We start from the raw sequence: 23,588 nt of genomic DNA on the forward strand, positions 1-23,588 counted from the left end.
GGCGGCGGCCGCAGCGCCGCCGCCACCCGCGGTTCGTTGATCCGCACCCGCGCCGCAGACCAACGCAGTTCGAGATAGTCCGGGAGGACCGAAGTCATGGCCAAGGAACTCAAGTTCGGCGTGGACGCCCGCAGGGCGCTCCAAGCCGGGGTGGACCAGCTCGCCGAGGCCGTCAAGAGCACGCTCGGCCCGAAAGGCCGTAACGTCGTCCTGGAGAAGATCACCGGCACGCCCGAGGTGACCAACGACGGCGTGACCATCGCCCGCGAGATCCACCTGCGCGACCCCTTCGAGAACATGGGCGCGCAGATCCTCAAGGAAGCGGCGATCAAGACCAACGACACCGTCGGCGACGGCACCACCACGGCGACCGTGGTGGCCCAGGCCATCGTCCGCGAGGGCATGAAGGCCATCCAGTCCGGCGGGAACCCGGTGCTGGTCAAGCGGGGCATCGACCTCGCCGTCGGCCGGATCGTCGAGAGGCTCGCCGCCGTGGCGCACCCCGTCGACTCGCTCGAGCACCTCTCCCGCGTGGCCGCCATCTCGGCGAACGACGACGAGACCATCGGCTCGGTCATCGCCAAGACCCTGCACACCGTCGGGGACGACGGCGTGATCTCCGTCGACGACGGCCCGGTCCTCGGGCTGACCGTGAACTTCGTCGAGGACTTCGAGTTCGACAACGGCTACGTCTCGCCCTACCTGGTCACCGACCCGGGCTCGATGATGGCCGTCCTGGACGACCCGTACATCCTGCTGTCCGCCGAGAAGATCACGGACGTCCGGCAGCTGATGCCGGTGCTCGAGAAGCTCATGCGGGACCCGCGGCCGCTGGTCATCGTGGCCGAGAAGGTCGAGGGCACCGCGCTGCAGATGCTGGTGCACAACCACGTCAACGGGCACCTCAAGGTCACCGCGATCCAGGCGCCCGGGTTCGGCGAGAAGCGCATCCACCTGCTGGAGGACCTGGCCGCGCTGACCGGCGCGAAGGTCCACTCCAAGGCGTCGAGCTTCGCGCTGGAGCAGATGACGACCGAGCACCTCGGCCGGACCACGCAGGTCCGGGCGACCAACGAGCAGTGCGTGTTCATCGGCGGACACGGCTCGAAGGAGGCCGTCGAGCGGCGGCTCTCGCAGCTGCGGGCCGAGATGGCGCGCGCGACGATCGGCACGGACGAGGACTGGCTCAACGACCGCATCGCCCGGCTCTCCGGCAAGGCCGCCATCATCTCCGTGGGCGCGCCGACGAACGCGGAGCTCAAGGAGATCCGGCACCGCGTCGACGACTCGCTGCAGGCCACCCGGGCCGCCATGGCCGAGGGCATCGTCGCGGGCGGCGGGTCGGCGCTGCTGCACGCCGAGTCCGCGCTCGACGGGCTGGACGTGGACGGCGACTACCGGATCGGCGTCGAGATCGTGCGGGCCGCGCTGTCCGAGCCCGTGCACCTGATCGCGTCCAACGCCGGCTACGACGGCGCCGACGTCGTCAAGCAGGTCACGGACCTGGGTGTCGACGAGGGCTTCGACGCCCTGCAGGGCCGCTTCGGCGACATGGTCGAGATGGGCATCATCGACCCGCTCCGGGTCGTCCGCTCGGCCCTGCAGAACGGCGCCTCCGTCGCCGGTCTGATCCTCACCACGAACTCGCTGGTGGCGGAGGAGCAGACGCCCTGGAACAAGGCGCTGATGACGGAGTTCGGGCCGCTCGACGAGGGCATCCCGCAGCCCAGCCCGGACTCGTCGACGCCGCAGTCCCTGGGCCTGGGCCCGTCGGTCGGCTGAGCCGGGAACCGCATCATGGAACCATAGTGCGCGAAATCCCCCGGCTGGAGCGCATTATGGAACCATAATGCGAACAATTCGGGTCTGAATTCGCATTATGGTTCCATGACGCGACGGGAGAAGGCGCGGTGTACGAGGTCGGCGGGGAACGCTACGTCGTCGTCGACGCCCATGTGCACGCGTGGGACGGCAGCCCGCACAACCAGGCGGGCCCGGCGGGCGAGCAGTTCGTCGCCGACCTCCACCACCGGCACCGCGCCCTCGACCGGTCGCCCCGGCCGATCCCGTTCGACGAGTTCGCCGCAGTCGGTGAGCGCTCCCTGGTCACCGACCTGCTCGGCAGGGGACACGTCGACCGGGCGGTGCTGCAGCCGCTCGGGCTGGGGTCGTTGTTCGTCCTCGGGTTCGCGCCGTCGGCGTGGTCCGCGGAGCTCGCGGAGGGGCTCGCCGGCCGGTTCGCCGTGACCGGCGAGCTCGACCCGGCCGACGAGGGCGGCCGCCGCGGGATCGCCGCCCGGGTCCGGCGGGAGGACCTCCGCGGCCTGTCGCTGACGTCTGGGACCCGCCCGGAGGCCCGCCTCGAGCTCGACGACCCGGCCCTGCGCCGGGCACTCGGACGGGCCGAGCAGGCGGGCGCCGCCGTGGTGCACCTGGGGGTCGGGGCGGTCGCGCACCCGGCCGCCGGGGCCCCCGCCTGGAGCCACGGCGGCGTCCCGGAACGTCCGACGGGCTCCGGGCGGGTCCGCGCGCGCTGGCCGAGCTGGGCCGAACCGGTGCGTTCCGGGTCGGCCCTGCCCGTCCGGGAGCGCGACGCCCGGCCGGCGCCGGCCGGGCGTATCGATCCCGGGCAGGTCCGGGGGCTGGTCTCGGCGCTCCCGCGGGTGCGCTTCGTGCTGGGGGCGGGCTGGCTGCCGACGCCGGTCCTGACCCGGCTCGCCCAGCTGCCCGGGGTGCACGTGCTGCTCACCGAGGTCCTCGCCGGCCTGCGGACCCATCCGCGGGAGGCGGGGGAGGCGCTCGACGCGCTGCTGGCCGCGTTCGGGCCGGAGCGGCTGTTGTTCGGCAGCGGATACCCGCTGGTGCGCCCGGAGCGGCTGGTCGGGGAGACGGCGTCGGCGCTGCTCGCGCGGGGGCTCGGCCCCTCCGCGGTGCAGGCCGTGCTGGGGGCCAACGCGGCCCGCCTCTACCGGCTGCCCGTGCCGGAGGCGTTGGTCGCGCACTCCGTCGCCCGCGCCCGCTGACGACGCACCCCGGACACACCGACGGCCCGGCCCCCGAGGGGACCGGGCCGCCGGTGGGTGTGCGGTCAGCCTGCGGAGGAGCCGCCGTCGCCCGTCACGGGGGGCGTCGGGCCGGGCGTCGACGAGGGCGCCCCGGCCATCGCCGGCTCGCGGTCCGGCACGTAGTGGTCCGTGCCCGGGATGCGGGTCGGGTGCGAGATGTCGATCCCGGCCGTCTCGGGCATCCTGATCAGCGGGTAGATGGCCACGGCCGCGGAGAGCATCAGGTAGAAGGCCGGGACGTAGGTGTTCCCGGTCGCGGCGATGAGGCTCTCGTTGATCAGCGGCGCCGTACCGCCGAAGGCGGCCGTCGAGGTGGCGTAGCCGATGGAGAAGCCGCCGTAGCGGTTGCGGGTGGGGAACATGGCCGGCAGCGCCGAGCCGATCACGCCGAGCATCATGACCAGCTGCAGCCCCAGGATGGCGATGCCGATCGTGACGGGCAGCCAGCTCTTCAGGCTGATCAGCCAGAAGGCCGGGATCGCGAGCACGAAGGTGCTGATCGCCGAGCCGAGCAGCAGCGGCTTGCGGCCGATCCTGTCGGACAGCCGCCCGATCGGCGTGATGATCACCATCATGATCAGCATGACGCCGATCAGCACGAACAGCGCCTCGGTCTCGTCGATGTCGATCGTGTCCGTGAGGTAGCTCGGCATGTACGTCAGCAACGTGTAGTTGGCGACGTTGAGCAGCATGACGAAGCCGATGAGGTGCAGGATCTGCGGCCACACGTTGCGGCAGACCTCACGGAAGGGCGCCGAGGTGGTCGTGTGGTCCTGCTCGGCCGCGCGGAACGCGGGGGTGTCCTCGAGCTTCGACCGCAGGTAGAAGCCGACGAGGCCGAGCGGCCCGGCGACGAGGAACGGGATGCGCCAGCCCCAGCTGTTGAGCGCCTCCTCGGACAGGCCCAGCTGCACGGCCGTGGCCAGGATGGCGCCCAGCACGGTGCCGGCGAGGGTGCCGAACTCGAGGAACGACCCGAAGAAGCCCCGCCGCCTGTACGGGGCGTACTCGGCGATGAAGGTCGCCGCCCCGCCGTACTCGCCGCCGGTGGAGAAGCCCTGCACCAGCCGGAAGGTCAGCAGCAGGATCGGCGCCGCGAGCCCGATGACGGTGAAGCTGGGCAGCAGGCCGATGAGGAAGGTCGCGCCCGCCATCAGCACGATCGTCACGGCCAGCACCTGGCGCCGGCCGTACCGGTCACCCAGCGGGCCCAGGATGATCCCGCCCAGCGGTCGGAGCACGAAGGGGATCGCGATCCCGGCGAACACGAAGATCGACTGTGCCGTGGGACTGAACTCCGGGAAGAAGTTCAGGCCGATCTGCGTGGTCAGGTAGGCGTAGACGGCGTAGTCGAACCACTCGACGCCGTTCCCGATGGCCGCACCGGCCACCGCCTTCTTCACGGTCGCCGGGTCGGCCTCCTCGACCTGGTGCCGGTGCCCGTGACCTTCCGCGTTGGATTCGCTCATCACGTCCCCCGTGTCGGTTGACGGACCACGCTAGGTGAGCCGTTCGGTTCCCGCAGGGCGTGGCGGAGGGACGACCAGCCGCTAAACCTGACCGTCGGGGCCGGTACCGGGGGACTCGTCCCGACCTGAGAGGCCGATCACGGCCGCCGCCCGGCTACGCCGGGTGACACGTGCCCCCACCGTTCGACGGAGCGGAACCCGCAGGTGGGAGCGGTCCATACGTACGTCCAACACGGCCGTCCATCGGGCGTGGTGATCCGGACGCGCACGTAGTCGGGGCCCTCGAACCGGTCGAGCCGGGAGAGGAGGGCGGCCGGGTCCCGCAGCGGGACGACGTGGCCGGGCACGCCGGGCCCGGCGTCGCGGAGCATCGCGGGGTAGCCGAAGCCGGTGTCGAGCAGCGTCCCCGGGACCGTGACCGGCTCGGCGGGGCCCGCCGCGGCCTCCGCCAGCAGGTGCCAGGCACGCTCGCCGGGCTGGAGGGTGCCGTAGACGAACAGCCGGGCGGGCCAGGCGTCCGGGTCGGGCGCGCCCGTCACGGTGGTCGCGTCCAGCCCGTCCGACGGGGCGGGCTCGCCCCGCAGCACGCGGGCGGCGGTCTGGGGGAGGTCGGTGCAGCGGACCGGCTCGCCGTCGACGAGCAGCGGGCGGCGGATGCCGGCCAGCCCGACGTACGCCAGGACGTCGTCGAGCAGGGAGCCGTCCTCGGTGCGGACCTCGCCGGTGTGCACGCGGGCCAGGCGGTAGCGGCCGGAGGACCGGCCCTCGCACACGTCGAGCACCTCGATCTGCTCGGGCGTCGCGAACCACACGGAGTGCTCCTCGACCAGGCCCGGGGCGGCGGCGAGCACCGCCGGCCGCTGGTCGTCGACCACGCGCAGGCCGTGCGCCCACACCGCGGCGAGCCCCGTCGTCCGGCCCCGGAGCACGACGACGGGGCCGGTCAGCCCCAGCTCGCAGCGCAGCCAGCCGATCTTCGCCGGGTTGCGGTTGGAGCCGTAGGTCAGCAACGGGACGCGGGCGGCCAGCGGCGGCGCGCCGCGCCCGGCGAGCCAGGCATCGAGGTCGGTGCCGGGATCGGAGCCGGTGCCGGGGCCGCCCACCCGCCACGAGGAGCGGGCGGACGGGTCGGGTGTCAGGGCGAGCCCACCGCCGTCGACGTGCACGAACGAGCGGTCCGGCACCACCCCCGGGTACGGCGCGGCGGGGAACGCGGCGTCGGGGAAGTCGGGGAGCATCCCCCGCAGTATGGAGCGGGATCCCGCTCGCGGGCTCGTCAGAGACCGTGCTGGGCGTTGAGCCGGGCGGCCTGGCGGGTCAGGTGGTCGCGTTCGGCGAGGTTCGGGGCCTTCCGGGCCGCCTCGGCGTACAGCCGTGCCGCCGTCCCCGGGTCGCCGTCGCGTTCGTGCAGGTACGCCGCCACTGCCGTGTGGCGGGGGAGCGTGTCGTCCAGCGCCGCGAGCGCCGCCAGCCCGGCCCGCGGTCCGTCGGCCTCGCCGACCGCGACCGCGCGGTTGAGCCGGACGACCGGGCTGTCGGTCAGGCGCACGAGCTCGTCGTACCACTCGACGATCTGCACCCAGTCGGTCTCCTCGGCGGTACGCGCGTCGGCGTGCAGGGCCGCGATGGCCGCCTGGGCCTGGAACTCGCCGAGGCGGTCGCGGGCCAGCGCCGCCTGCAGGATCCCGACGCCCTCGGCGATCGCCCCGGTGTCCCACCGGCCGCGGTCCTGCTCGGCCAGCGGCACCAGACTGCCGTCGGGGGCGGTCCGGGCGGCACGCCGGGCGTGGTGGAGCAGCATGAGGGCGAGCAGCCCCGCCACCTCGCCGTAGAGAATGTGGCGAGCGTCGATCGCGGCCGCGAGCGAACGGGTGAGCCGGATGGCCTCGGCGGCGAGGTCGACGTCGCCCGAGTAGCCCTCGTTGAAGACCAGGTAGAGCACGCGGAGCACGGTCGCGACGTCGCCGGGCCGGTCGAACCGCACGTCGGAGACGGTGCGCTTGGCCCGGCTGATGCGTTGCGCCATGGTCGCCTCGGGCACGAGGTAGGCCTGGGCGATCTGGCGGGTGGTCAGTCCGCCCACGGCGCGCAGCGTGAGCGCGACCGCGGACGAGGGCGTCAGCGACGGGTGGGCGCACAGGAAGTAGAGCTGGAGCGTGTCGTCCGTCGCGGGCGCCGGCCCCGGTGCCGGCTCCACGTCGACGAGGTCCTCGCGCCGGCGGCGGGCGGCGTCGGAGCGGGTCGCGTCGAGGAACTTGCGCCAGGCCACCGTGACCAGCCAGCCCTTCGGGTCCCGCGGCGGGTCGGCCGGCCACACGCGCAGCGCCTCGACGAGCGCGTCCTGCACGGCGTCCTCGGCCGCCGCGAAGTCGGCTCCGCGACGGACGAGGACCCCGAGCACGCTCGGCGTGAGGCTCCGGAGCAGGACCTGGTTCACCGGCGAGGTCACTCCGTGACGGTGGGCGGGGCGGTCAGGAACGGGCGCACCTCCAGCCACTCGTGGATCGGCTCGCCCCCCTTCCCGGGTGCGGCCGACAGCTCACCGGCCAGCTCGAGGGCGCGCTCGTAGCTGTCGACGTCGATCACCATCCAGCCGGCGATGAGGTCCTTGGTCTCCGCGAACGGGCCGTCGGTGACCGGCGGGCGCCCCTCGCCGTCGTACCGGACGAACGTCCCCTCGGGCGCGAGTGCCTGGCCGTCGACGAACTCGCCGGTCCCCTCGAGCCGGGTCGCGAAGTCCTGCATGTACTGCACGTGCGCCGAGATCTCCTCCGGCGTCCACCGGTCCATCGGCACGTCGTTGACCGCCGCCGGCGCGCCGCGGTAGTGCTTGAGAAGCAGGTACTTGGCCATCGTGTTCTCCTCGGTCGGCGTGACCCGTCGTGGTCACGTTCACCGCGGGGACGGTGCCGGTCCAGGGTTCTCGACATCGCCGCCGAAGAATTCCGGAACTCGTCGTCGGCCGCGGAGGAGGCGGGCCACCGGGCCGCGCGGCGAGGCGACCAGCGCGACGACGAAGCAGCCCGTGCACACCAGCCCCATCGCGCCGGCGATCGAGCTGTCGAAGGTGAGCGCGAGGACGTGCCCGGCGACCGCCCCCACCCACCCCACGGCGACGGCCACGGCCACCATCGCGGCGAGGCCGCGGGTGACGAGGAAGGCCGTCGCGGCGGGGACGATCAGCATCGCGACGACGAGGATCGCGCCGACCGCCTCGAAGGCCGACACGGCGGTGATCGCGACTGCGACCAGCAGCAACCGGGACAGCAGCCGCGGCCGCAGCCCGGTGACGCGGCCGAAGTGCGGGTCGAAGGTCGTGGCCCGCAGCTCCTTCCACAGCGCCGTGACCAGGATCAGGTTGAGCAGCACGACCACGGCGAGGACCACGCCGGCGCGCGCGAGGTCCACGCCCGCGATGGTGACGACGTCGAACGGGGTGAACGCGATCTCGCCGTAGATCGTGGAGTCGAGGTCCAGGTGGATGTCCGAGGCGTAGCGGGTGATCCCGAGGACGCCGAGCGAGAACAGCGCGGGGAAGACCAGCGCGATCGCCGCGTCGGAGGCCACGAGCCCGGTCGCCCGGACGGCGTCGATCCCGAGCACGCAGAGCACGGCGAAGGCGGCGGCACCGGCGACGACCGGCACCGGCGCCCGCGTCTCGGCGATGAGCCACACGGCCACGATGCCCGGCAGCACGGCGTGGCTGACGGCGTCGGCGAGCAGGGCCATCCGGCGCAGCACGAGGAACGGGCCGAGCAGCCCGCACGCGGTCGCGGTCAGGCCCGCGACCAGGACGATCGTGAGGTCGTCGGCGGTCACCGGCCGCCCCCGTCCAGCCCTGCGCGCTCCCGCAGCTCGGCGAGCGCCTCCGGGTCGAGGGTGCCGACCAGGTTGAGCGGGTCGGGTTCGCGGGCGTCGCGCAGCCTGATCTGCGGGCCGTGGTCGAGCCAGGCCCGCCAGAGCGCCAGGTGCTCGGCGACGGCGGCCCGCTCCGCCCGCCCGGCGGGCGTCAGGGCGCCGTCGGTGGTGAGCAGGCCCGCCGACACGAGCCGGCGACGGGTACGCGGGTCGGCGGTCGCGGGGTCCTGCAGGGCCGTGGCGCGCCGGGCGGTGCGGCGTCGCCGGGCGAGCCGCAGCCGCCGCGACAGCACGCCGCGTCCGGGGGCCAGGACCACCGCGAGCAGGGCGACGGCCACTCCCACCAGCACGACGACGGGCCCGGTCGGCAGCTGCCCGCGGGTCGCGAGCAGCGCGCCCGTGACCCCGACGACCGCACCGACGACCCCGGCCAGCACGAGCACGTGCGGGAAGCGGTCGGCCAGCTGGCGCGCCGTGACCGTCGGCACGGCCAGCATCGCGACCATGAGGATCGCGCCGACCAGCCGCACCCCGATCACCACGGCCGCGACGAGGAAGGCCGTCACGGCGATCTCCATCGCCCGCGTCGGCAGCCCGATCGCCGCGGCGTAGGCGCGGTCGAACAGCGTGGCGGCGAGCGCGCGGCGCAGCACCACCACCGCGGCCACGCCGACGGCGCCCACGGCGGCCATCACCGCGACGTCGCGCTCCAGCAGGCCCGCGGCCTGCCCGAACAGGAAGCTCTCCAGGCCGGCCTGCTGCGCGTTGCCCCCCGCGGTGATGTGGGTGAGCAGCACGATGCCCAGGGAGAAGAACCCGGACAGCACCACGCCGATCGCGGTGTCCGGCCGCAGGCGCGAGCGCTCGACGGCGACCATCAGCAGGGCCGCGACCAGCCCCGCGACGGCAGCGCCCGCGAGCAGCCCGGCCACCTCCTTCGTGCCGAGCACGAGGAAGGCCACGCAGACGCCGGGCAGCGTGGAGTGCGCGATGGCGTCGCCCACCAGGGAGCGGCCGCGCAGCACCGCGAACGAGCCCAGCACCCCGCTCGTCACGCCGAGGACCAGCGCCCCCGCGACGACGACCGTGTCGGTGTAGGGCAGGCCGAACAGGAGGCTCAGCCGGTCCACACCGGCGTCCCCTCGGGCAGGCCGGCGCCGTAGGCGCGGCGAACGGCGTCCTCGGTGAGCACCTCCGCCGTCGGCCCGCAGCCCAGCGCGCGGACGTTGAGCAGCAGCACCCAGTCGAAGGCGCTGCGGACCTGCGCGAGGTCGTGGTGCACGACGACGGTGGAGCCGCCCTCGTCGGACAGCGTGCGGAGCAGCTCGAGCAGGTCGGCCTGGGTGCGGGCGTCGACGCCGGCGAACGGCTCGTCCATGACCAGCACCTCGGCCTGCTGCGCGAGGGCCCGGGCGAGGAAGACGCGCTGCCGCTGGCCGCCGGAGAGCTGACCGATCTGCCGCCGGGCGAGCGGGGCCATGCCCACCCGGTCCAGGCACTCCTCGGCGATCCGCCGGTCCGCGCGGCCGATCCGCCGGAACCAGCCGACCGCCCGGTAGCGGCCCATCGCGACGACCTCGGCGACCGTGATCGGGAAGTCCCAGTCCACGGACTCGGCCTGGGGCACGTACGCGAGGTTCGCCAGCGCCGCCCGGCCCTGCACGCCGGCGATCCGGACGGTGCCGGAGTCCGCCGGGACCAGCCCGAGGGCCGCCTTGAGCAGGGTCGACTTGCCCGCCCCGTTCGGGCCGACGATCGCCGACAGGGCGCCGCGCGGGAAGGTCGCGTCGACCTGCCACAGCGCGGGCGCGGCGCGGTAGGACACGGTCAGCGCGGAGATCTCCAGTGCGTGCATCCTCACCCTTCCCGGCCCGGCGCCCCGAGGGCGCTCGCGATCAGCTCGGCGTTCCTGCGGACCATGCCCGTGTACGTGCCCTCCGGCGTCCCGGGCTCGCCGGCGGAGTCCGTGTACAGCTCCCCGCCGATCGACGCCCTGAACCCCCGCTCGGCGGTGGCGGCGAGCAGCGCGTCGACGGTCTGCCGCGGGACCGAGGTCTCGATGAACGCGGCGGGGACCCGGCGGGTGGCGAGCAGCTCGGCGACCCGCTCGACGTCGGCCGTGGTGGCCTCGGCGGCCGTGGAGATGCCCTGGATGGCGGCGACCTCGATGCCGTACCGCCTGCCGAAGTAGGCGAACGCGTCGTGCGAGGTCACGAGCAGGCGCTGGGCGGGCGGGATCGCGGCGATCCGCTCGCGGACCTCGGCGTCGAGCGCGGTCAGCTCGGCGAGGTATGCGTCGAGGTTGACCCGGTAGACGTCCGAGTGCCGGGGGTCGAGCGCGGCGAGCCGGTCCGCGATCGTGCGGGCCTGGTCCTCCCACAGCGCGACGTCGAACCAGACGTGCGGGTCCGGTTCGGGGGAGCCGGCGTGGGTGAGCAGTGCGGTGCGCGGGATCCCGTCCGTGACGGCGGCGGTGGGCTGCCGCGCGGCGAGCTCGGCGAGCAGGTCGCCCATCTTCCCCTCCAGGCCCAGCCCGCCGTAGAGGATGAGGTCGGCATCGCGCAGCAGCCGGACGTCACGGGCGCTCGCCTTGAACAGGTGCGGGTCGACACCGGGCCCCATCAGGCCGGTGACCTGCACGCGGTCGCCGCCGATCCGGTGCACGGCGTCGGTGATCATCGTGGTGGTCGTGGTCACGCGGACCTGGCGTTCGGCGACCGGGGCGCGGTCCGCGGTCACGGTCCGGGCGGCACAGCCGGAGCCGAGCAGGCAGGCCACGGCGAGCAGCACCAGTGCCGTCCACCTGCGCCGACCCACCATGTAGACCCGCCTATCTCACCGGTGAGACCCCTCTACGAAGTCAGGTGAGCATAGGGTGCGATCCCGGCCCGTGGTGTCTCGTTCTGAGAAGGTTCCTGCGTGTCCTCCACCACCGTCCCCCGGGACCTGCCGCCGACGATCACCTGGGAGCGCGACCGGATCGTGCTGGTCGACCAGACCCGGCTGCCCGAGCTGCACCGGGTGGAGGTCACGACCGTCGACGGGCTGGTCGACGCCATCCGGCGGCTCGTCGTCCGCGGGGCACCCGCGCTGGGCGTCGCCGGGGCGTACGGGGTGGCGCTGGCCGCGCGCAACGGCGGCGACCTGACCGAGGACGCCGAGCGCATCGCCTCCGCCCGGCCCACCGCCGTCAACCTGCGACGGGGCGTGGAGCGGGCCCTCGCGGCCCCGGATCCGCTGGCAGCCGCACACGCCTTCCGGGACGAGGACGTCGCCGCCTGCCAGGCGATCGGGGCGCGGGGTGCGGCCCTGCTCGGCGAGCTGTGCGGGGAGCGTCCGCTGCGGCTGCACACCCACTGCAACGCCGGCGCGCTGGCCTGCGTGGAGTGGGGGACCGCGCTCGGGGTCGTCCGGTCGCTGCACGCCTCGGGGCGGGTGGAGCTGGTGGTCGCGGACGAGACCCGGCCGCTGCTGCAGGGTTCGCGCATCACCGCCGTCGAGCTGCAGGCGCTCGGCGTGCCGCACCGCGTGGTCGTCGACGGGGCCGCGGCTTCGGTGATCGCGCGGGGGCTGGTCGACGCAGTGGTGGTCGGGGCGGACCGGATCGCCGCCAACGGCGACGTCGCCAACAAGATCGGGACCTACCCGCTGGCCCTCGCGGCCGCGCGGGCCGGGATCCCGTTCGTCGTCGCGGCGCCGGAGACCACGGTCGACGCCGCGACGCCTGACGGGGCCGCGATCGAGATCGAGGAGCGGGACGCGGCCGAGGTCGTGGCCGGGGCAGACGTGTGGAATCCGGCGTTCGACGTCACGCCCGCGGACCTGGTCACCGCGATCGTGACCGACACCCGGACCTGGCGGCCATGAGAACTGCCGCCTTCCGGCTGATGCTCGTCGTGACCGTCCTCGGGTTCGGCGGGCACGCGCTGCTGCTGCCGGTGCTGCCGCTCTGGGTCAGCCGGGCCGGCACGGGCGAGTTCGGTGCCGGGACGACGACCGGGGTGCTGATGGCCACGACCGTCGCGACCCAGCTCGCGGTGCCGGCCCTGCTCCGGCGCGTCGGCTACCGGGTCGTGCTCGGCGCGGGCCTCGTGCTGCTCGGGGCCCCGGCGCCGTTCCTGCTGTTCACGGCCGAGCTCGGGCCGGTGCTGCTGATCTCCGCGGTGCGCGGGGTCGGCTTCGGGCTGCTCACGGTGGCCGGCAGCGCGCTGGTGGCGGAGCTGGTGCCGCCGGCCGAGCACGGGCGGGCGACGGCGCGGTACGGGTACGCGATCGGGATCCCGCAGCTGTTCCTGCTGCCGCTCGGGGTCGCGACGGTCGACCTGCTCGGGTTCGCCGGCGTGTTCCTGGCGGCCGGGATCGCGCCGCTGCTGGGGGCGGCGGCCGTGCCGTTCCTGCGGACCGGCCGGCCGGTGCGCGCCGAGCCGCGCGTCCAGGACCCCGCGGAGCTCGGCACGGAGATGGTCCGGAGCTGGCGCGCCGGCACCGGGCCGATGGCGGCGATGCTCGCCTGCTCGCTGGCCCAGGGCGGGCTGGTGACCTTCCTGCCGCTGGTCGCGCCGGCCGCGAGTGCGGCCGCACCGCTGGCGCTGTTCGCCGTCGCGGTCGGCGGGATCCTCGGCCGCGGGCTCGCCGGCGGGCTGGTCGACCGGCGCGGGGCGGGGCGCCTGCTGCTGCCCGGCACGCTGCTCGCCGCGGTGGGGATGGGGGTCGAGGTCCTGTCGGTCGGCGGCGCGGGCTGGCTGCTGGTCGTCGGCGCCTTCGCCGTCGGCGGTGGGTTCGGGCTGGTCCAGAGCGACTCGCTGGTCTCGCTGTTCGCCGTCGCCGGGCCCGCCCGCTACGGCGCCGCCAGCGCCGCGTGGAACATCGGGTTCGACGCCGGTACCGGCGCCGGCTCGAGCGGCCTCGGTGCGATTGCCGAGCCCTTCGGCTTCCGCGCCGCCTTCGGTGCCGCCGCCCTCCTGCTCCTCGCGGTGCTGCCCCTGACCCGTCGCCCCAGAACCTGACGAACGGCACTCTCGCTCAGTAGGAGTGAGCGACAGTGCCGTTCGCCTCTCACGGGATCAGTGGCCCCGGGCGATCCACTCCTCGAGGTGTGGCGCCTCCGAGCCGATGCTGGTGGAGTCGCCGTGCCCCGTGCGGACCTCGGTGTCTCCGGGCAGGGGCAGCAGGGTGCCGCGGATCGAGTCGATGATGGTGTCGAAGCTCGAGTAGGAGCGGCCGGTGGCACCGGGACCGCCCTGGAAGAGCGTGTCGCCGGTGAACACCGTCTTCAGCTCCGGCGCGTAGAGGCAGGTCGAGCCGGGGGAGTGCCCCGGGGTGACCAGCGCGCGGAGCTCGATCCCGCCCGCGGTGACGATCTGCCCGTCGGCGATCTCCTGGTCCGGGGACCGGTTGGGGTGGGTCATCTCCCACAGCGGCGCCTCGGCCGGGTTCAGCAGGATCGGCGCGTTGAACGTGTCCGCCAGCCGCGGGGCCTGGTTGACGTGGTCGTCGTGGGCGTGCGTGCACACCACCGCGACCACCCGGCGCCCCGCGATGATCTCGCCGATGGCCTCCGGGTCGTGCGCGGCGTCGATCACGACGACCTCGTTCTCGTCGCCGACGACCCAGACGTTGTTGTCGACCTCCCAGGTGCCCCCGTCGAGCGAGAACGTGCCGTGGGTGACGACGTGGTCGATCGGCCCCTTGTGCAAGCCCTCGGGAGTGCCCATCAGAGGACCACCACCGAGCGCAGCACGTCCCCGTGGTGCATCTTCTCGAAGGCGGTCTCGATGTCGTCGAGGCCGATCTCCTCGGAGACGAACTTCTCCAGCGGCAGCCGGCCCTGCAGGTGCAGGTCGACCAGGTAGGGGAAGTCCCGGGAGGGCAGGCAGTCGCCGTACCAGGAGGACTTGAGCGCGCCGCCGCGGCCGAAGTACTCGATCAGCGGCAGCTCGGGGGCCTTCAGGTCCGGGGTCGGGACGCCGACCAGCACGACGGTGCCGGCCAGGTCGCGGGCGAGGAAGGCCTGCTTCCAGGTCTCCGGGCGACCGACCGCGTCGACGACGACGTCGGCGCCGAACCCGTCGGTGGCGGCCTGGATGGCCTCGACGGCGTCGGTCTCGCGGGCGTTGACGGTGTGGGTGGCGCCGAAGCCGCGGGCCCACTCCAGCTTCCGGTCGTCGGTGTCCACGGCGATGATCGTCGTGGCGCCGGCCAGGGTGGCCCCGGCGATCGCGGCGTCGCCCACGCCGCCGCAGCCGATGACCGCGATCGAGTCACCGCGGCCGATGCCGCCGGTGTTGATCGCGGCGCCGATGCCGGCCATCACCCCGCAGCCGAGCAGCCCGGCGACCTGCGGGGTCACGGCCGGGTTGACCTTGGTGCACTGCCCCGCGGCGACCAGGGTCTTCTCGCAGAACGCGCCGATGCCCAGGGCCGGGGACAGCTCCTGGCCGGACTTCAGGGTCATCTTCTGTGTCGCGTTGTGGGTGTTGAAGCAGTACCAGGGCTTGCCCTTGCGGCAGGCCCGGCACTGGCCACAGACCGCGCGCCAGTTGAGGATCACGAAGTCCCCCGGGGCGACGTCGGTGACGCCCTCGCCGACGGACTCCACGATCCCGGCGGCCTCGTGGCCGAGCAGGAACGGGAACTCGTCGTTGATCCCGCCCTCCCGGTAGTGCAGGTCGGTGTGGCAGACCCCGCACGCCTGGATCTTCACGACCGCCTCGCCGGGACCGGGGTCCGGGACCACGATCGTCTCGACGGAGACCGGCTTGCCCTTCTCGAGGGCGACGACCCCACGGACCTCTTGCGCCATGCTTCTCACTCCTGTGTCGGTCCACGCCGCGCGGGATGCGCGCATCGTGACCCTTTCATGGATCGGACGCGAGGTGCCCGGCGTCCCTCGCCCCGGAACGTCCCCCGGAGGAGGGAAGCCCGCTCAGCCTGCGAGGTCGAGCGGGCGCAGCCAGATGCCGTTCTTGGTCTGCACCAGGTCCAGCCCACGGGGGTCGGTGCACGCACCCTTCGGCCGGTGCGCGTCGAAGAGCCTGGCGTCGTCGAACACCGCGCCGCAACCGCCGAACCGGCGGCAGCAGTGGGCCCGGTCGGCGCCGACCCACGACGAGCCGCAACAGGTGATCCGGATCAGCTCGGTCGACGCCACGGCGGCGAGGGTACGTGCCCCCACCGACAGAACCGGGCGCGGTGATCACTCCGCGGGCCGGTCGTCCCCGCCGCCCCGGTCGACGACCGTCCGGATCACCTCGTCGGCGTAGGCCTGCAGCGCCTCGCCACGGGGAGCGAGGGTGGGCGTCGCGTGCGCGAGCTGGGCGTGGCCGAGATAGGCGGTGTAGGCGAGCAGGCTGCGGCGCTCCGCCTCGGCCGCGGCGAAGCCGAGCCGGGTGAACAGGGCGGTCAGGTAGGCGATCCGGCGCCGGGAGACGCGCTCGAGCACCGGGGCGACGAGCGGGTGCCCGGCGTCCCCCTGCAGGCCCAGCTCCACGGCGTTGCCCGCCCGCTCGGTGGTGGCCCCCAGGACCAGCAGCAACAGGGCGCGCAGCCGGGCGAGGGGATCGGGCTCGGCCTCCACGGTGCGGATGACCTCCTCGGTCTCGACCCGCTCCCAGCGGTCGAGGGCGGCGGCCAGCAGCTCGTCGCGGGACCGGAAGTGCCAGTAGAAGCTGCCCTTGGTCGCGCCGAGCCGGGCGGCGAGCGGCTCGACGGCGACGGCCCGCGTGCCGCCCTCGGCGAGCGCCCTCAGGGCGGCGGCGGCCCAGTCGTCCGCGGTCAACGTCCTGCGTCCGGCCCTCGACATCGCCGTACGCTAGCGTATGGTGGCTCCGTACGGTGGCGTACGGAGGTTTCCGATGGTCAGGAACGTGCACGAGCGTGAGCTCCCCGCTCCGGCGGAGCAGGTGTGGGAGCTGGTCGACTCCCTCGGCAGGCCGGGGGACCGGTTGTGGCCCGCGGGCTGGTCGCCGATGACCCTCGACCGCCCGCTCGGGCCGGGGGCGGCGGGCGGGCACGGCGGGCTCAGGTACGCGGTCTCCCGCCACGAGCCGGGCCGGCTCGTCCAGTTCACCGCGGCTCCCGGCCAGGGCCTCGACGGCACGCACGCCTTCGTCGTCGAGCCCCGGGGGCCCGGCCGTTGCGTCCTCCGGCACGACCTGCGGCTGCGGACGAGCGGGGCCATGCGGCTCCTCTGGCCCCTGGCCGTGCGCCCGCTGCACGACGCCGTGCTCGAGGACCTGCTCGACACCGCCGAGCGCGCGCTCGACACCGGGCCCGCGCGCCCGGCGCGCTGGTCCCCGCTGGTCCGGGTGCTCCGGCGGGCCGCCGAGCGCACGCGGGCCACCGCCGTCCCCGTGCCGGACACCGCGCTGCTGCGCGGGGTGCTGCCGCGGATCGACGCCGCCGACGCCTACGCCGTGCCCGCGCCGGACGACGCGCCGGCCGACCCGCAGGCCTGGGCGGACGCGGTGTTCCGCCGGGTGCCGGGGTGGGTCGCGGCCCTGCTCGCCCTGCGCCAGGCGCTGGTGGGATTCGTCGGGATCGAGCGGGCCGACCGGTCGGCCTTCGACACCCTGCGCCGCACGGACGACGAGGTGCTCCTGGGCACCGACGCCGGCCACCTGGACTTCCGGGCCTCGGTCCTGCGCGAGCCCGGGCGCGTCGTGCTGAGCACCGTCGTGCGGATCCGCGGCGGCCGCGGCCGGCTGTACTGGGGCGTGGTGCGGCACCTGCACCCCCTCGTCGTCCGGTCGATGCTGGCGGCGGCGGCGCGCCGGCTGTCGTCGGGGGCACCCGCAAGGTCGATGACGACGGGTGGGAGGGCGTATCCGGGGTAGCGTGCCCGGCATGACGCGGACGGCCGCCGACCTGCTCCCGCCGGACCCGCCGCTGGGCACGGCACTCGGCGTCGTCGCCGGGTCGGGGCGCCCCGGGCCGTCGCGGATCGTGGCGCCCGCCGGCACCGCCTACATCGACGTCGGCACGCTCGCGGCGGCCCAGGACGGGCCCTACCCGGCCCTGCTCTCCGAGCCCACGCTCGACGGCCTGCTCGCGGCCGGCCGGCCGGCGTGGCGGGAGGTCCGGGAGTGGCTGGCCTCGTGGCTGGCCGACCCCGAGCGGCTGGCGCCGTACGCCCTGCCGCACGCCGGCGTCGTCCCGGTGCTGCCCTTCACCGTCGCGGACTACGTCGACTTCTTCGCCTGCGAGCAGCACGCCGCCAACGCCGCCGCGATCGCGAAGCCGGGTGCCACGGTGACCCCGAACTGGAAGCACCTCCCGGTCGGTTACCACGGCCGCGCCGGCACGGTCTACGTGAGCGGCAGCCCCGTCGTCCGGCCCGCGGGCCAGCGCGGTCCCGGCGACCTGGGCCCGACCAAGGCGCTGGACTTCGAGGCCGAGCTGGGCTTCGTCCTCGGCGGCGCGAGCAGCGGGCCGGTGCCGCTGGAGGAGGCGCTCGACCACGTCTTCGGCGTGGTCCTGCTCAACGACTGGTCGGCGCGCGACCTCCAGTCCTGGGAGTCCCGCCCGCTCGGCCCGCTGCTGGGCAAGTCCTTCGCGACCTCGATCTCGGCCTGGATCACCCCGCTCGACGAGCTGGCCGGCGCCTGGGCCGAGCCGCCCGCCCGGGACCCGCAGCCGCTGCCCTACCTGCGGGGCAAGGCCGACCGGGGGCTCGACGTCACCCTCGAGGTGCGGCTCAACGGCGAGCGGATCTCCACCCCGCCCGGCGGTGACCTGTACTGGACGCCGGCCCAGCTCGTCACGCACCTGACCACGAACGGCGCGCCGATCCGGCCGGGCGATCTGCTCGGCTCCGGCACCGTCTCCGGGGCCCGCCGCGACCAGCGCGGCTGCCTGCTCGAGCTGACCTGGGGCGGGCGGGACGAGTTCGCGCTGTCCGACGGCACCACCCGCCACTACCTGCACGACGGCGACGAGGTCTCGATCGTCGCCAGCGCCCCGCGTCCGGACGGCGGCCGGTTCTCCCTCGGAGAGGTGCGCGGCACGGTCCTGCCCGCGGGCTGACGCCGCTGCGCCGTGGGGCGGAACGGCGGTAACGACGCGCGGCGTATCAGCGAGCGTGTGGTCGCGGTCAGACGACACGTCGGGATCATCAGCGCCACGGCGCACGAGGACGGGACCACCATGGGCGACTTCAAGAGTTCGCACGATCACGGTCACCACGGCGACAAGCACCACGACAAGCACGACAAGCACGACAAGCACGAGCACGACGACAAGCACGAGCACCACGACAAGCACGACAAGCACCACGACGACCACGACTGGAAGCACGACCACGACTGGAAGCACGACGACCACGACTGGAAGAACTGCGACCACGAGGACCACGGGCACCAGCACCACGAGCACCACGAGCACTCCGGGCACGACCACAGCGGCGGCGTCGTCCACTAGGCCGTGTCTCTCAATCCGGCGCCGCCGGGCCCGGTGATCCACGTTGTTCCCGGCAAGGCAGCCGGGCTGCCCTCATACCGGGCGTATTCGGGTGGCCCGGCAACGCCGGCGGGGACGGCGTGGGCGCCGGGAGCGGTGGTGGCGGATTGAGAGACACGGCCTAGGGCCGCCGCCGTCAGGACCACCGCACGGGGCGCGGGCCTCCCGCGCCGCTGACGGCCGGGGCACGCACGCGCCCCGGCCGTCCGTCACGTTCCCCGCGGGCCTCCCCGGCCCGCCCCGCTCGAGGAGGAGCCCGGTCGTGGCCACGCCGGAACCCGTCCGCAACCCCGTCGACGAGGCGCTCGACCTGCTCGGCACCACCCTCGCCGGTGCGGAGGCCAACGACCGCGAGGACCTGGCGCGCCGGTTGCGCGCCGCCCGGGACGACCTGGCGGGCGCGACGACGGCCGGCCGCCGGGTGGCCGCGATGCGTGCGGCCTCGCAGGAGCTCGTCCGGGCGCTCGACTCGCTGCGTTCGGACCTGCGCTACCGCCGTGCCGCGCTGGCCGACCCCGCCCGCGGCGCCCGGCTGCGCGCCGAGCTCAAGGCGCTGCGCACGCGGTCGTCGCGGCTGCGGGCCGTGTCCCGGGAGTGGTCGCAGATCCTCGGCGACGGCTTCGCAGGGCTGAGCTCGGACGTCGAGTTCTCCCTTCGCACGCGCACCCGCGCGGTGCTCGCGGACACCGAGCGGGACATCGGCGAGCACGACCCGGGGAAGGAGCGGGCCGCCATCATGGGGCGGTTCCGGGCCCGGCTCGCCGCCGAGGCGGACCGGCTCCGGGTGGAGCTGGACTACGGCGTCCGGGTCGTCGCGGACCGGCTGACCGAGGGCACCGAGCTGACCGAGCGGCTGCCGATGCCGCACATCCCGATCCCGCCGGGCGCCGAGACCGTCGCGCTGATCGAGGAGCCGCCCGCGGGCGACGCCGGGCGGACCCCGATCCCGGCCCGCCTGCTCACCGTGGTCATGCCCTCGTACGGCGGGATCATGATGGCCTTCGTGCTCACCCGGTTCCTCGGCGTGGCCGTGCCGGTGTGGATGCTGGTCACCGGCGCGTGCCTGGGCGCGATCGGGCTGGGCGGCGCGGCGCTGAGCGGGGAGCGCAAGCGCGGCCTCGACCGCCGCCGCGCGGACGTGCGCACCGCGGTCCGGACGATGATCGACGAGTTCCAGCTGACCGTCGGCAAACAGGCGCGGGACGCCGCGCGCTCGGCCAACGCGGAGCTGCGCCGGGCCGTCACGGCCGCGCTGACCCGCCGGGACGACGAGCTCGACTCCCGCCTGGGCTCCGCCCTGTCCGCCGTCGAGGGGCTGGAGAAGGTGGCCGCGGACCTCACCGACATCGACGACGACATCGCGACGATCGACGGGCTGCGCCGCCGCGCCGGCACGCTCATGCCGCAGTTCCCGCGCTGACCCCCACCAGCATCATCAGGGTGTCGGCGAGCTGGTCGATCCCGCGGTCGTCGCGCACCCAGACCGGCGCCTGCGACATCGCGGCGTGCATCGCCTGCAGTGTCGGGTCCACGGCGACCACGGTGAACGCGCCGCCCCGCAGCCCCTCCTCGACGACGGCGCGGAACACCGCGTCGTGCCGGCGGCGCAGGGCCGTGATCCGGGACCGCTGCTCCTCCGGCCACTCGTCCGGCACCAGGAACATGCGCAGCGCCGCCGGGTACTCGCGGACCGCGATCCGGATGTGCTCGCGGAGCAGCGCCCGCAGCCGCTCGGTGGGCGTCCCGGCGACGGGCAGCGCCTCGAGGCGGTCCGTCCAGTCCGTGCCCAGGGTCTCGATCGCGGCCGTGACCAGCTCGTCCTTGCTCGCGAAGTAGTAGTAGAGCGAACCCTTCGTGACGTCGAGCCGGTCGGCCACGTCCTCGAGGCTCACTCCTGCGTAGCCGCGCTCGCCGAAGAGCTCGGCCGCGGCGGTGAGGATCGCCCGCATCCGTTGCCCGCGCTTGCGCGCCACTCGTTGACTCACGATTCACATCTTGACCCAAGAGTCAAAGTTTGTCACGGTGGTCGGCGAACGAGACGAGGGAGTCGACGTGACCTACGAGGACATCGTTTACGAGGTCGACGGCACCACCGCCGTCATCACGATGAACCGCCCGGCCCGGTACAACGCCTTCCGCGCGAAGACCGTCGAGGAGCTGACCAGGGCGTTCCGCGCCGCGTGGGCGGACCACGACGTGCGGGCGATCATCCTCACGGGGGCCGGGGACAAGGCGTTCTGCACCGGCGGCGACGTGAAGCAGCGGGCCGAGACCGGGGACTACGGGCCCAGCGACAGCGGCATGTTCGAGATCGGCTATCTGCACAAGCTGATCCGGGACGTGCCGAAGCCCGTGATCGCCGCCGTCAACGGGCTGGCGATCGGCGGCGGGCACGTGCTGCACGTGCTGTGCGACGTCTCGATCGCCGCCGACACCGCCCGCTTCGGCCAGAGCGGGCCGAAGGTCGGCTCGTTCGACGCCGGGTTCGGCTCCGCCTACCTCGCCCGCGTGGTCGGGGAGAAGAAGGCCCGCGAGATCTGGTTCTGGTGCCGGCAGTACTCGGCGCAGGAGGCGCTCGAGATGGGCCTGGTCAACGTGATCGTCCCCGCCGCCGAGCTGATGGACACGGCCAAGGCCTGGGCCGCCGAGGTCGCCGAGAAGAGCCCGACCGCGATCCGGGTGCTCAAGCACTCGTTCAACGCCGACACCGACCACCACGCCGGGCTGTCCAACATGGCGATGTCCGCCCTGGACCTGTTCGCGGTGTCGGACGAGGGCATGGAGGGCGCCCGCGCCTTCGCCGAGAAGCGCCCGCCCGAGTTCGCCAAGTACTACCAGGCCCACTGAGATGGAGCACTGACCGTGGACTTCTCGCTCAGCGCCGAGCAGGAGTCCTTCCGCGACCGGGCCCGCGCACTCGCCGTCGGGACGCTGCTGCCGGCCTACCGCGGACGGGAGCGGATCGAGCCGGAGCTGCGCAAGGAGATCGGCGCCGCCGGCCTGATCGCCCCCGAGCTGCCCGCCGGGCTGGGCGGACGCGGGACGGACCGGGTCACGTCCGGGCTCGTCACCGAGGAGATCGGGCGCGGCGACGTCTGCGTCGGGTACCTGCAGGTGGTGGGCTCGCTCGTCGGGCAGATCCTCGCGGTTGACGCCCCGGCGCTGGGCGCCGAGTGGGTGCCGCGGATCTGCTCGGGCGAGGAGGTCGTCGGCATCGGGCTGACCGAGCCGCACGCCGGGTCGGACGCGGGGGCGCCCCGGCTGACCGCCCGGCGCCACGGGCCGGACTGGGTGCTCGACGGCGTCAAGTCCCTGTCCTTCGCCACCGACGCCGCGGCCGTGGTCGTCTTCGCCCGGACCGGGCCGTCCCAGGAGCGGGGCCGCGACATCAGCGCGTTCCTCGTGCCGCTGGACCGGCCCGGCGTGACGCGCGAGCCGTACCCGGACGTGGGCACGGCCGCGGTCGGGCGGGGCGCGGCGCACTTCGACGGCGTCCGGATCCCGGCCGACCACCTGATCGGCGCCGAGGGCCGCGGCTTCTCGCAGGTGATGCGGGGCTTCGACTTCAGCCGCGCGCTGATCGGCCTGCAGGTCCTCGGCTGTGCGGCACAGACGCTCGACGAGACGTGGGAGTACGTCACCCGCCGCGAGGCCTTCGACCGCCCGCTGTCGACGAACCAGGGGGTCGCGTTCCCGCTCGCCGAGGCGGAGACCCTGCTCGACGCGGCCCGCCTGCTCTGCCTGAAGACGTTGTGGCTCAAGGACCACGACCTCCCGCACACCGCGGAGGCCGCCAAGTGCAAGTGGTGGGCGCCGAAGGTCGCCCACGACGCCGTCACGCAGTGCCTGCTGCTGCACGGCCAGTACGGCTACCGCACGGAGCTGCCGCTCGCGCAGCGCATGAACGACGTGCTCGGCCTGCAGATCGGCGACGGCACCGCCCAGATCATGAAGCTCGTGATCGCCCGGCAGCGGGTCGGCCGCGAGCTCGCCCCGTAAGGAGGAACAGTGTCCAGGATCGCCATCGTGACCGGGGCCGGCCGCGGGATCGGCCGGGCCATCGCCGAGCGCCTCGCGGCCGACGGCGTCACCGTCGTCGCCACGGACGTCGACGAGGCCACGGCAAAGGAGACCGGGGAGGCCGTCGGCGGGGTCGGGATCCGCGCCGACGTGACCGACCGCGAGTCCGTGAACGCCATGGTCGCGCAGGTGCAGGAGCGGTTCGGCCGGATCGACGTGCTGGTCAACAACGCGGGCTGGGACAAGGCCGGCCCGTTCGTCGACTCCGACCCGGCCGACTGGGACACGGTCATCCGGATCAACCTCTACGGCGTCCTGCACACGTGCAAGGCCGTGCTGCCGATCATGATCGAGCAGGGCGGCGGCACGCTGGTCAACCTCGCGTCCGACGCCGGGCGGGTCGGCTCGTCCGGCGAGGCCGTGTACTCCGCGGCGAAGGGCGGGGTCATCGCCTTCACCAAGACCGTCGCGCGCGAGACGGCCCGGCACGGGATCAACGCCAACGTCGTGTGCCCCGGCCCGACCGACACCGCGCTGTTCGCGTCGATGGGCGGGGACAACCCGAAGCTGCGGGAGTCCCTGACCAGGGCGATCCCGTTCCGGCGGCTCGCCCAGCCCACCGACCTCGCCGGCGCGGTGGCCTTCTTCGCCTCGCCCGACGCCGCCTACATCACCGGCCAGACCCTCAGCGTCAGCGGCGGTCTGACCATGAGCTGAGCGG

24 protein-coding genes are annotated in these 23,588 nt (G+C 74.2%); 11 read left to right on the forward strand and 13 right to left on the reverse strand.

Features of this window, described 5'->3' with window-relative positions; genetic code table 11:
* Positions 1–96: 96 nt before the first annotated feature.
* Together groL and ACQP04_RS03800 are read left to right on the forward strand one after the other, a co-directional pair.
* A complete protein-coding gene (gene groL, locus ACQP04_RS03795; protein ID WP_433505681.1) occupies positions 97–1,782 on the forward strand; it encodes a chaperonin GroEL in 1,686 nt (561 codons plus the stop codon).
* 128 nt (positions 1,783–1,910) lie between these two features.
* On the forward strand, positions 1,911–3,023 hold the full coding sequence (locus ACQP04_RS03800; protein WP_433505682.1) for an amidohydrolase family protein: 1,113 nt from the start codon (positions 1,911–1,913) through the stop codon (positions 3,021–3,023).
* Positions 3,024–3,088: 65 nt separating this feature from the next.
* Here the strand turns inward: ACQP04_RS03800 and ACQP04_RS03805 are convergent, their stop codons facing one another.
* From ACQP04_RS03805 to ACQP04_RS03840, 8 genes are all read right to left on the reverse strand, one after another.
* Complete coding sequence (locus ACQP04_RS03805) at positions 3,089–4,534, reverse strand: MFS transporter (RefSeq protein WP_433505683.1); 1,446 nt, start codon at positions 4,532–4,534, stop codon at positions 3,089–3,091.
* Positions 4,535–4,671: 137 nt separating this feature from the next.
* A complete protein-coding gene (locus ACQP04_RS03810; protein ID WP_433505684.1) occupies positions 4,672–5,772 on the reverse strand; it encodes a gamma-glutamylcyclotransferase family protein in 1,101 nt (366 codons plus the stop codon).
* Positions 5,773–5,810: 38 nt separating this feature from the next.
* The gene (locus ACQP04_RS03815; protein WP_433508295.1) at positions 5,811–6,971 is read right to left on the reverse strand and encodes an RNA polymerase sigma factor; all 1,161 of its coding nucleotides are present in this window, start codon (positions 6,969–6,971) and stop codon (positions 5,811–5,813) included.
* An 8-nt stretch (positions 6,972–6,979) separates the two neighbouring features.
* Complete coding sequence (locus ACQP04_RS03820; RefSeq protein WP_037052667.1) at positions 6,980–7,387, reverse strand: YciI family protein; 408 nt, start codon at positions 7,385–7,387, stop codon at positions 6,980–6,982.
* A gap of 39 nt (positions 7,388–7,426) precedes the next feature.
* Positions 7,427–8,353 (reverse strand): metal ABC transporter permease, encoded by a 927-nt coding sequence (locus ACQP04_RS03825; protein WP_433505685.1) that lies wholly within the window; start codon positions 8,351–8,353, stop codon positions 7,427–7,429.
* Positions 8,350–9,522 (reverse strand): iron chelate uptake ABC transporter family permease subunit, encoded by a 1,173-nt coding sequence (locus ACQP04_RS03830; RefSeq protein WP_433505686.1) that lies wholly within the window; start codon positions 9,520–9,522, stop codon positions 8,350–8,352. The genes ACQP04_RS03825 and ACQP04_RS03830 overlap by 4 nt, the downstream gene beginning before the upstream one ends.
* Positions 9,510–10,247 carry a metal ABC transporter ATP-binding protein gene (locus tag ACQP04_RS03835; protein WP_433505687.1) on the reverse strand — a complete coding sequence of 246 codons (738 nt, stop codon included), beginning with the start codon at positions 10,245–10,247 and terminating at the stop codon, positions 9,510–9,512. The genes ACQP04_RS03830 and ACQP04_RS03835 overlap by 13 nt, the downstream gene beginning before the upstream one ends.
* A gap of 2 nt (positions 10,248–10,249) precedes the next feature.
* A complete protein-coding gene (locus ACQP04_RS03840) occupies positions 10,250–11,182 on the reverse strand; it encodes a metal ABC transporter solute-binding protein, Zn/Mn family (protein WP_433505688.1) in 933 nt (310 codons plus the stop codon).
* Positions 11,183–11,338: 156 nt separating this feature from the next.
* On the opposite strand from ACQP04_RS03840, the gene mtnA reads away from it, so the two are divergent.
* Both mtnA and ACQP04_RS03850 read left to right on the forward strand, forming a co-directional pair.
* Positions 11,339–12,259: an S-methyl-5-thioribose-1-phosphate isomerase gene (gene mtnA, locus ACQP04_RS03845; protein WP_433508296.1), complete on the forward strand. Its 921-nt coding sequence runs from the start codon at positions 11,339–11,341 to the stop codon at positions 12,257–12,259.
* Entirely contained in the window at positions 12,256–13,398 is a 1,143-nt protein-coding gene (locus ACQP04_RS03850; protein WP_433505689.1) for an MFS transporter, read from the forward strand. The genes mtnA and ACQP04_RS03850 overlap by 4 nt, the downstream gene beginning before the upstream one ends.
* Positions 13,399–13,455: 57 nt before the next feature.
* Here ACQP04_RS03850 and ACQP04_RS03855 read toward each other — a convergent pair whose 3' ends face one another.
* The 4 genes from ACQP04_RS03855 to ACQP04_RS03870 all read right to left on the reverse strand — a co-directional run bounded on the left by ACQP04_RS03855 (position 13,456) and on the right by ACQP04_RS03870 (position 16,193).
* Positions 13,456–14,106, reverse strand: coding sequence for an MBL fold metallo-hydrolase (locus tag ACQP04_RS03855; RefSeq protein ID WP_433505690.1), 651 nt, complete (start codon positions 14,104–14,106; stop codon positions 13,456–13,458).
* Complete coding sequence (locus ACQP04_RS03860; protein WP_433505691.1) at positions 14,106–15,194, reverse strand: S-(hydroxymethyl)mycothiol dehydrogenase; 1,089 nt, start codon at positions 15,192–15,194, stop codon at positions 14,106–14,108. Before ACQP04_RS03860 ends, ACQP04_RS03855 begins: the two co-directional genes overlap by 1 nt.
* Before the next feature lie 123 nt (positions 15,195–15,317).
* Complete coding sequence (locus tag ACQP04_RS03865) at positions 15,318–15,542, reverse strand: FDXHR family putative zinc-binding protein (RefSeq protein WP_232873270.1); 225 nt, start codon at positions 15,540–15,542, stop codon at positions 15,318–15,320.
* Between the two features lie 45 nt (positions 15,543–15,587).
* Complete coding sequence (locus tag ACQP04_RS03870) at positions 15,588–16,193, reverse strand: TetR/AcrR family transcriptional regulator (RefSeq protein ID WP_433505692.1); 606 nt, start codon at positions 16,191–16,193, stop codon at positions 15,588–15,590.
* Between the two features lie 52 nt (positions 16,194–16,245).
* Between ACQP04_RS03870 and ACQP04_RS03875 the strand changes: the two genes are divergently transcribed.
* From ACQP04_RS03875 to ACQP04_RS03890, 4 genes are all read left to right on the forward strand, one after another.
* Complete coding sequence (locus ACQP04_RS03875) at positions 16,246–17,226, forward strand: DUF2867 domain-containing protein (RefSeq protein ID WP_433505693.1); 981 nt, start codon at positions 16,246–16,248, stop codon at positions 17,224–17,226.
* A 10-nt stretch (positions 17,227–17,236) separates the two neighbouring features.
* The gene (locus ACQP04_RS03880; RefSeq protein ID WP_433505694.1) at positions 17,237–18,415 is read left to right on the forward strand and encodes a fumarylacetoacetate hydrolase family protein; all 1,179 of its coding nucleotides are present in this window, start codon (positions 17,237–17,239) and stop codon (positions 18,413–18,415) included.
* A 57-nt stretch (positions 18,416–18,472) separates the two neighbouring features.
* Positions 18,473–18,808 carry a hypothetical protein gene (locus ACQP04_RS03885; protein ID WP_433505695.1) on the forward strand — a complete coding sequence of 112 codons (336 nt, stop codon included), beginning with the start codon at positions 18,473–18,475 and terminating at the stop codon, positions 18,806–18,808.
* A gap of 301 nt (positions 18,809–19,109) precedes the next feature.
* Positions 19,110–20,267 carry a hypothetical protein gene (locus ACQP04_RS03890; protein ID WP_433505696.1) on the forward strand — a complete coding sequence of 386 codons (1,158 nt, stop codon included), beginning with the start codon at positions 19,110–19,112 and terminating at the stop codon, positions 20,265–20,267.
* Here the strand turns inward: ACQP04_RS03890 and ACQP04_RS03895 are convergent.
* Complete coding sequence (locus ACQP04_RS03895; RefSeq protein WP_433505697.1) at positions 20,245–20,832, reverse strand: TetR/AcrR family transcriptional regulator; 588 nt, start codon at positions 20,830–20,832, stop codon at positions 20,245–20,247. The genes ACQP04_RS03890 and ACQP04_RS03895 overlap by 23 nt on opposite strands.
* A gap of 67 nt (positions 20,833–20,899) precedes the next feature.
* Here ACQP04_RS03895 and ACQP04_RS03900 point away from each other — a divergent pair, with 67 nt between their 5' ends.
* The 3 genes from ACQP04_RS03900 to ACQP04_RS03910 are packed head-to-tail and all read left to right on the forward strand — an operon-like array spanning position 20,900 to position 23,584.
* The gene (locus ACQP04_RS03900) at positions 20,900–21,694 is read left to right on the forward strand and encodes an enoyl-CoA hydratase-related protein (protein ID WP_433505698.1); all 795 of its coding nucleotides are present in this window, start codon (positions 20,900–20,902) and stop codon (positions 21,692–21,694) included.
* Positions 21,695–21,709: 15 nt separating this feature from the next.
* Positions 21,710–22,846: an acyl-CoA dehydrogenase family protein gene (locus tag ACQP04_RS03905; protein ID WP_433505699.1), complete on the forward strand. Its 1,137-nt coding sequence runs from the start codon at positions 21,710–21,712 to the stop codon at positions 22,844–22,846.
* A 9-nt stretch (positions 22,847–22,855) separates the two neighbouring features.
* Positions 22,856–23,584: an SDR family NAD(P)-dependent oxidoreductase gene (locus tag ACQP04_RS03910; RefSeq protein ID WP_037052135.1), complete on the forward strand. Its 729-nt coding sequence runs from the start codon at positions 22,856–22,858 to the stop codon at positions 23,582–23,584.
* Positions 23,585–23,588 lie beyond the last annotated feature (4 nt).

Origin of the sequence: Pseudonocardia halophobica, assembly GCF_050948485.1 — a bacterium.
Lineage (GTDB): Bacteria > Actinomycetota > Actinomycetes > Mycobacteriales > Pseudonocardiaceae > Pseudonocardia > Pseudonocardia halophobica.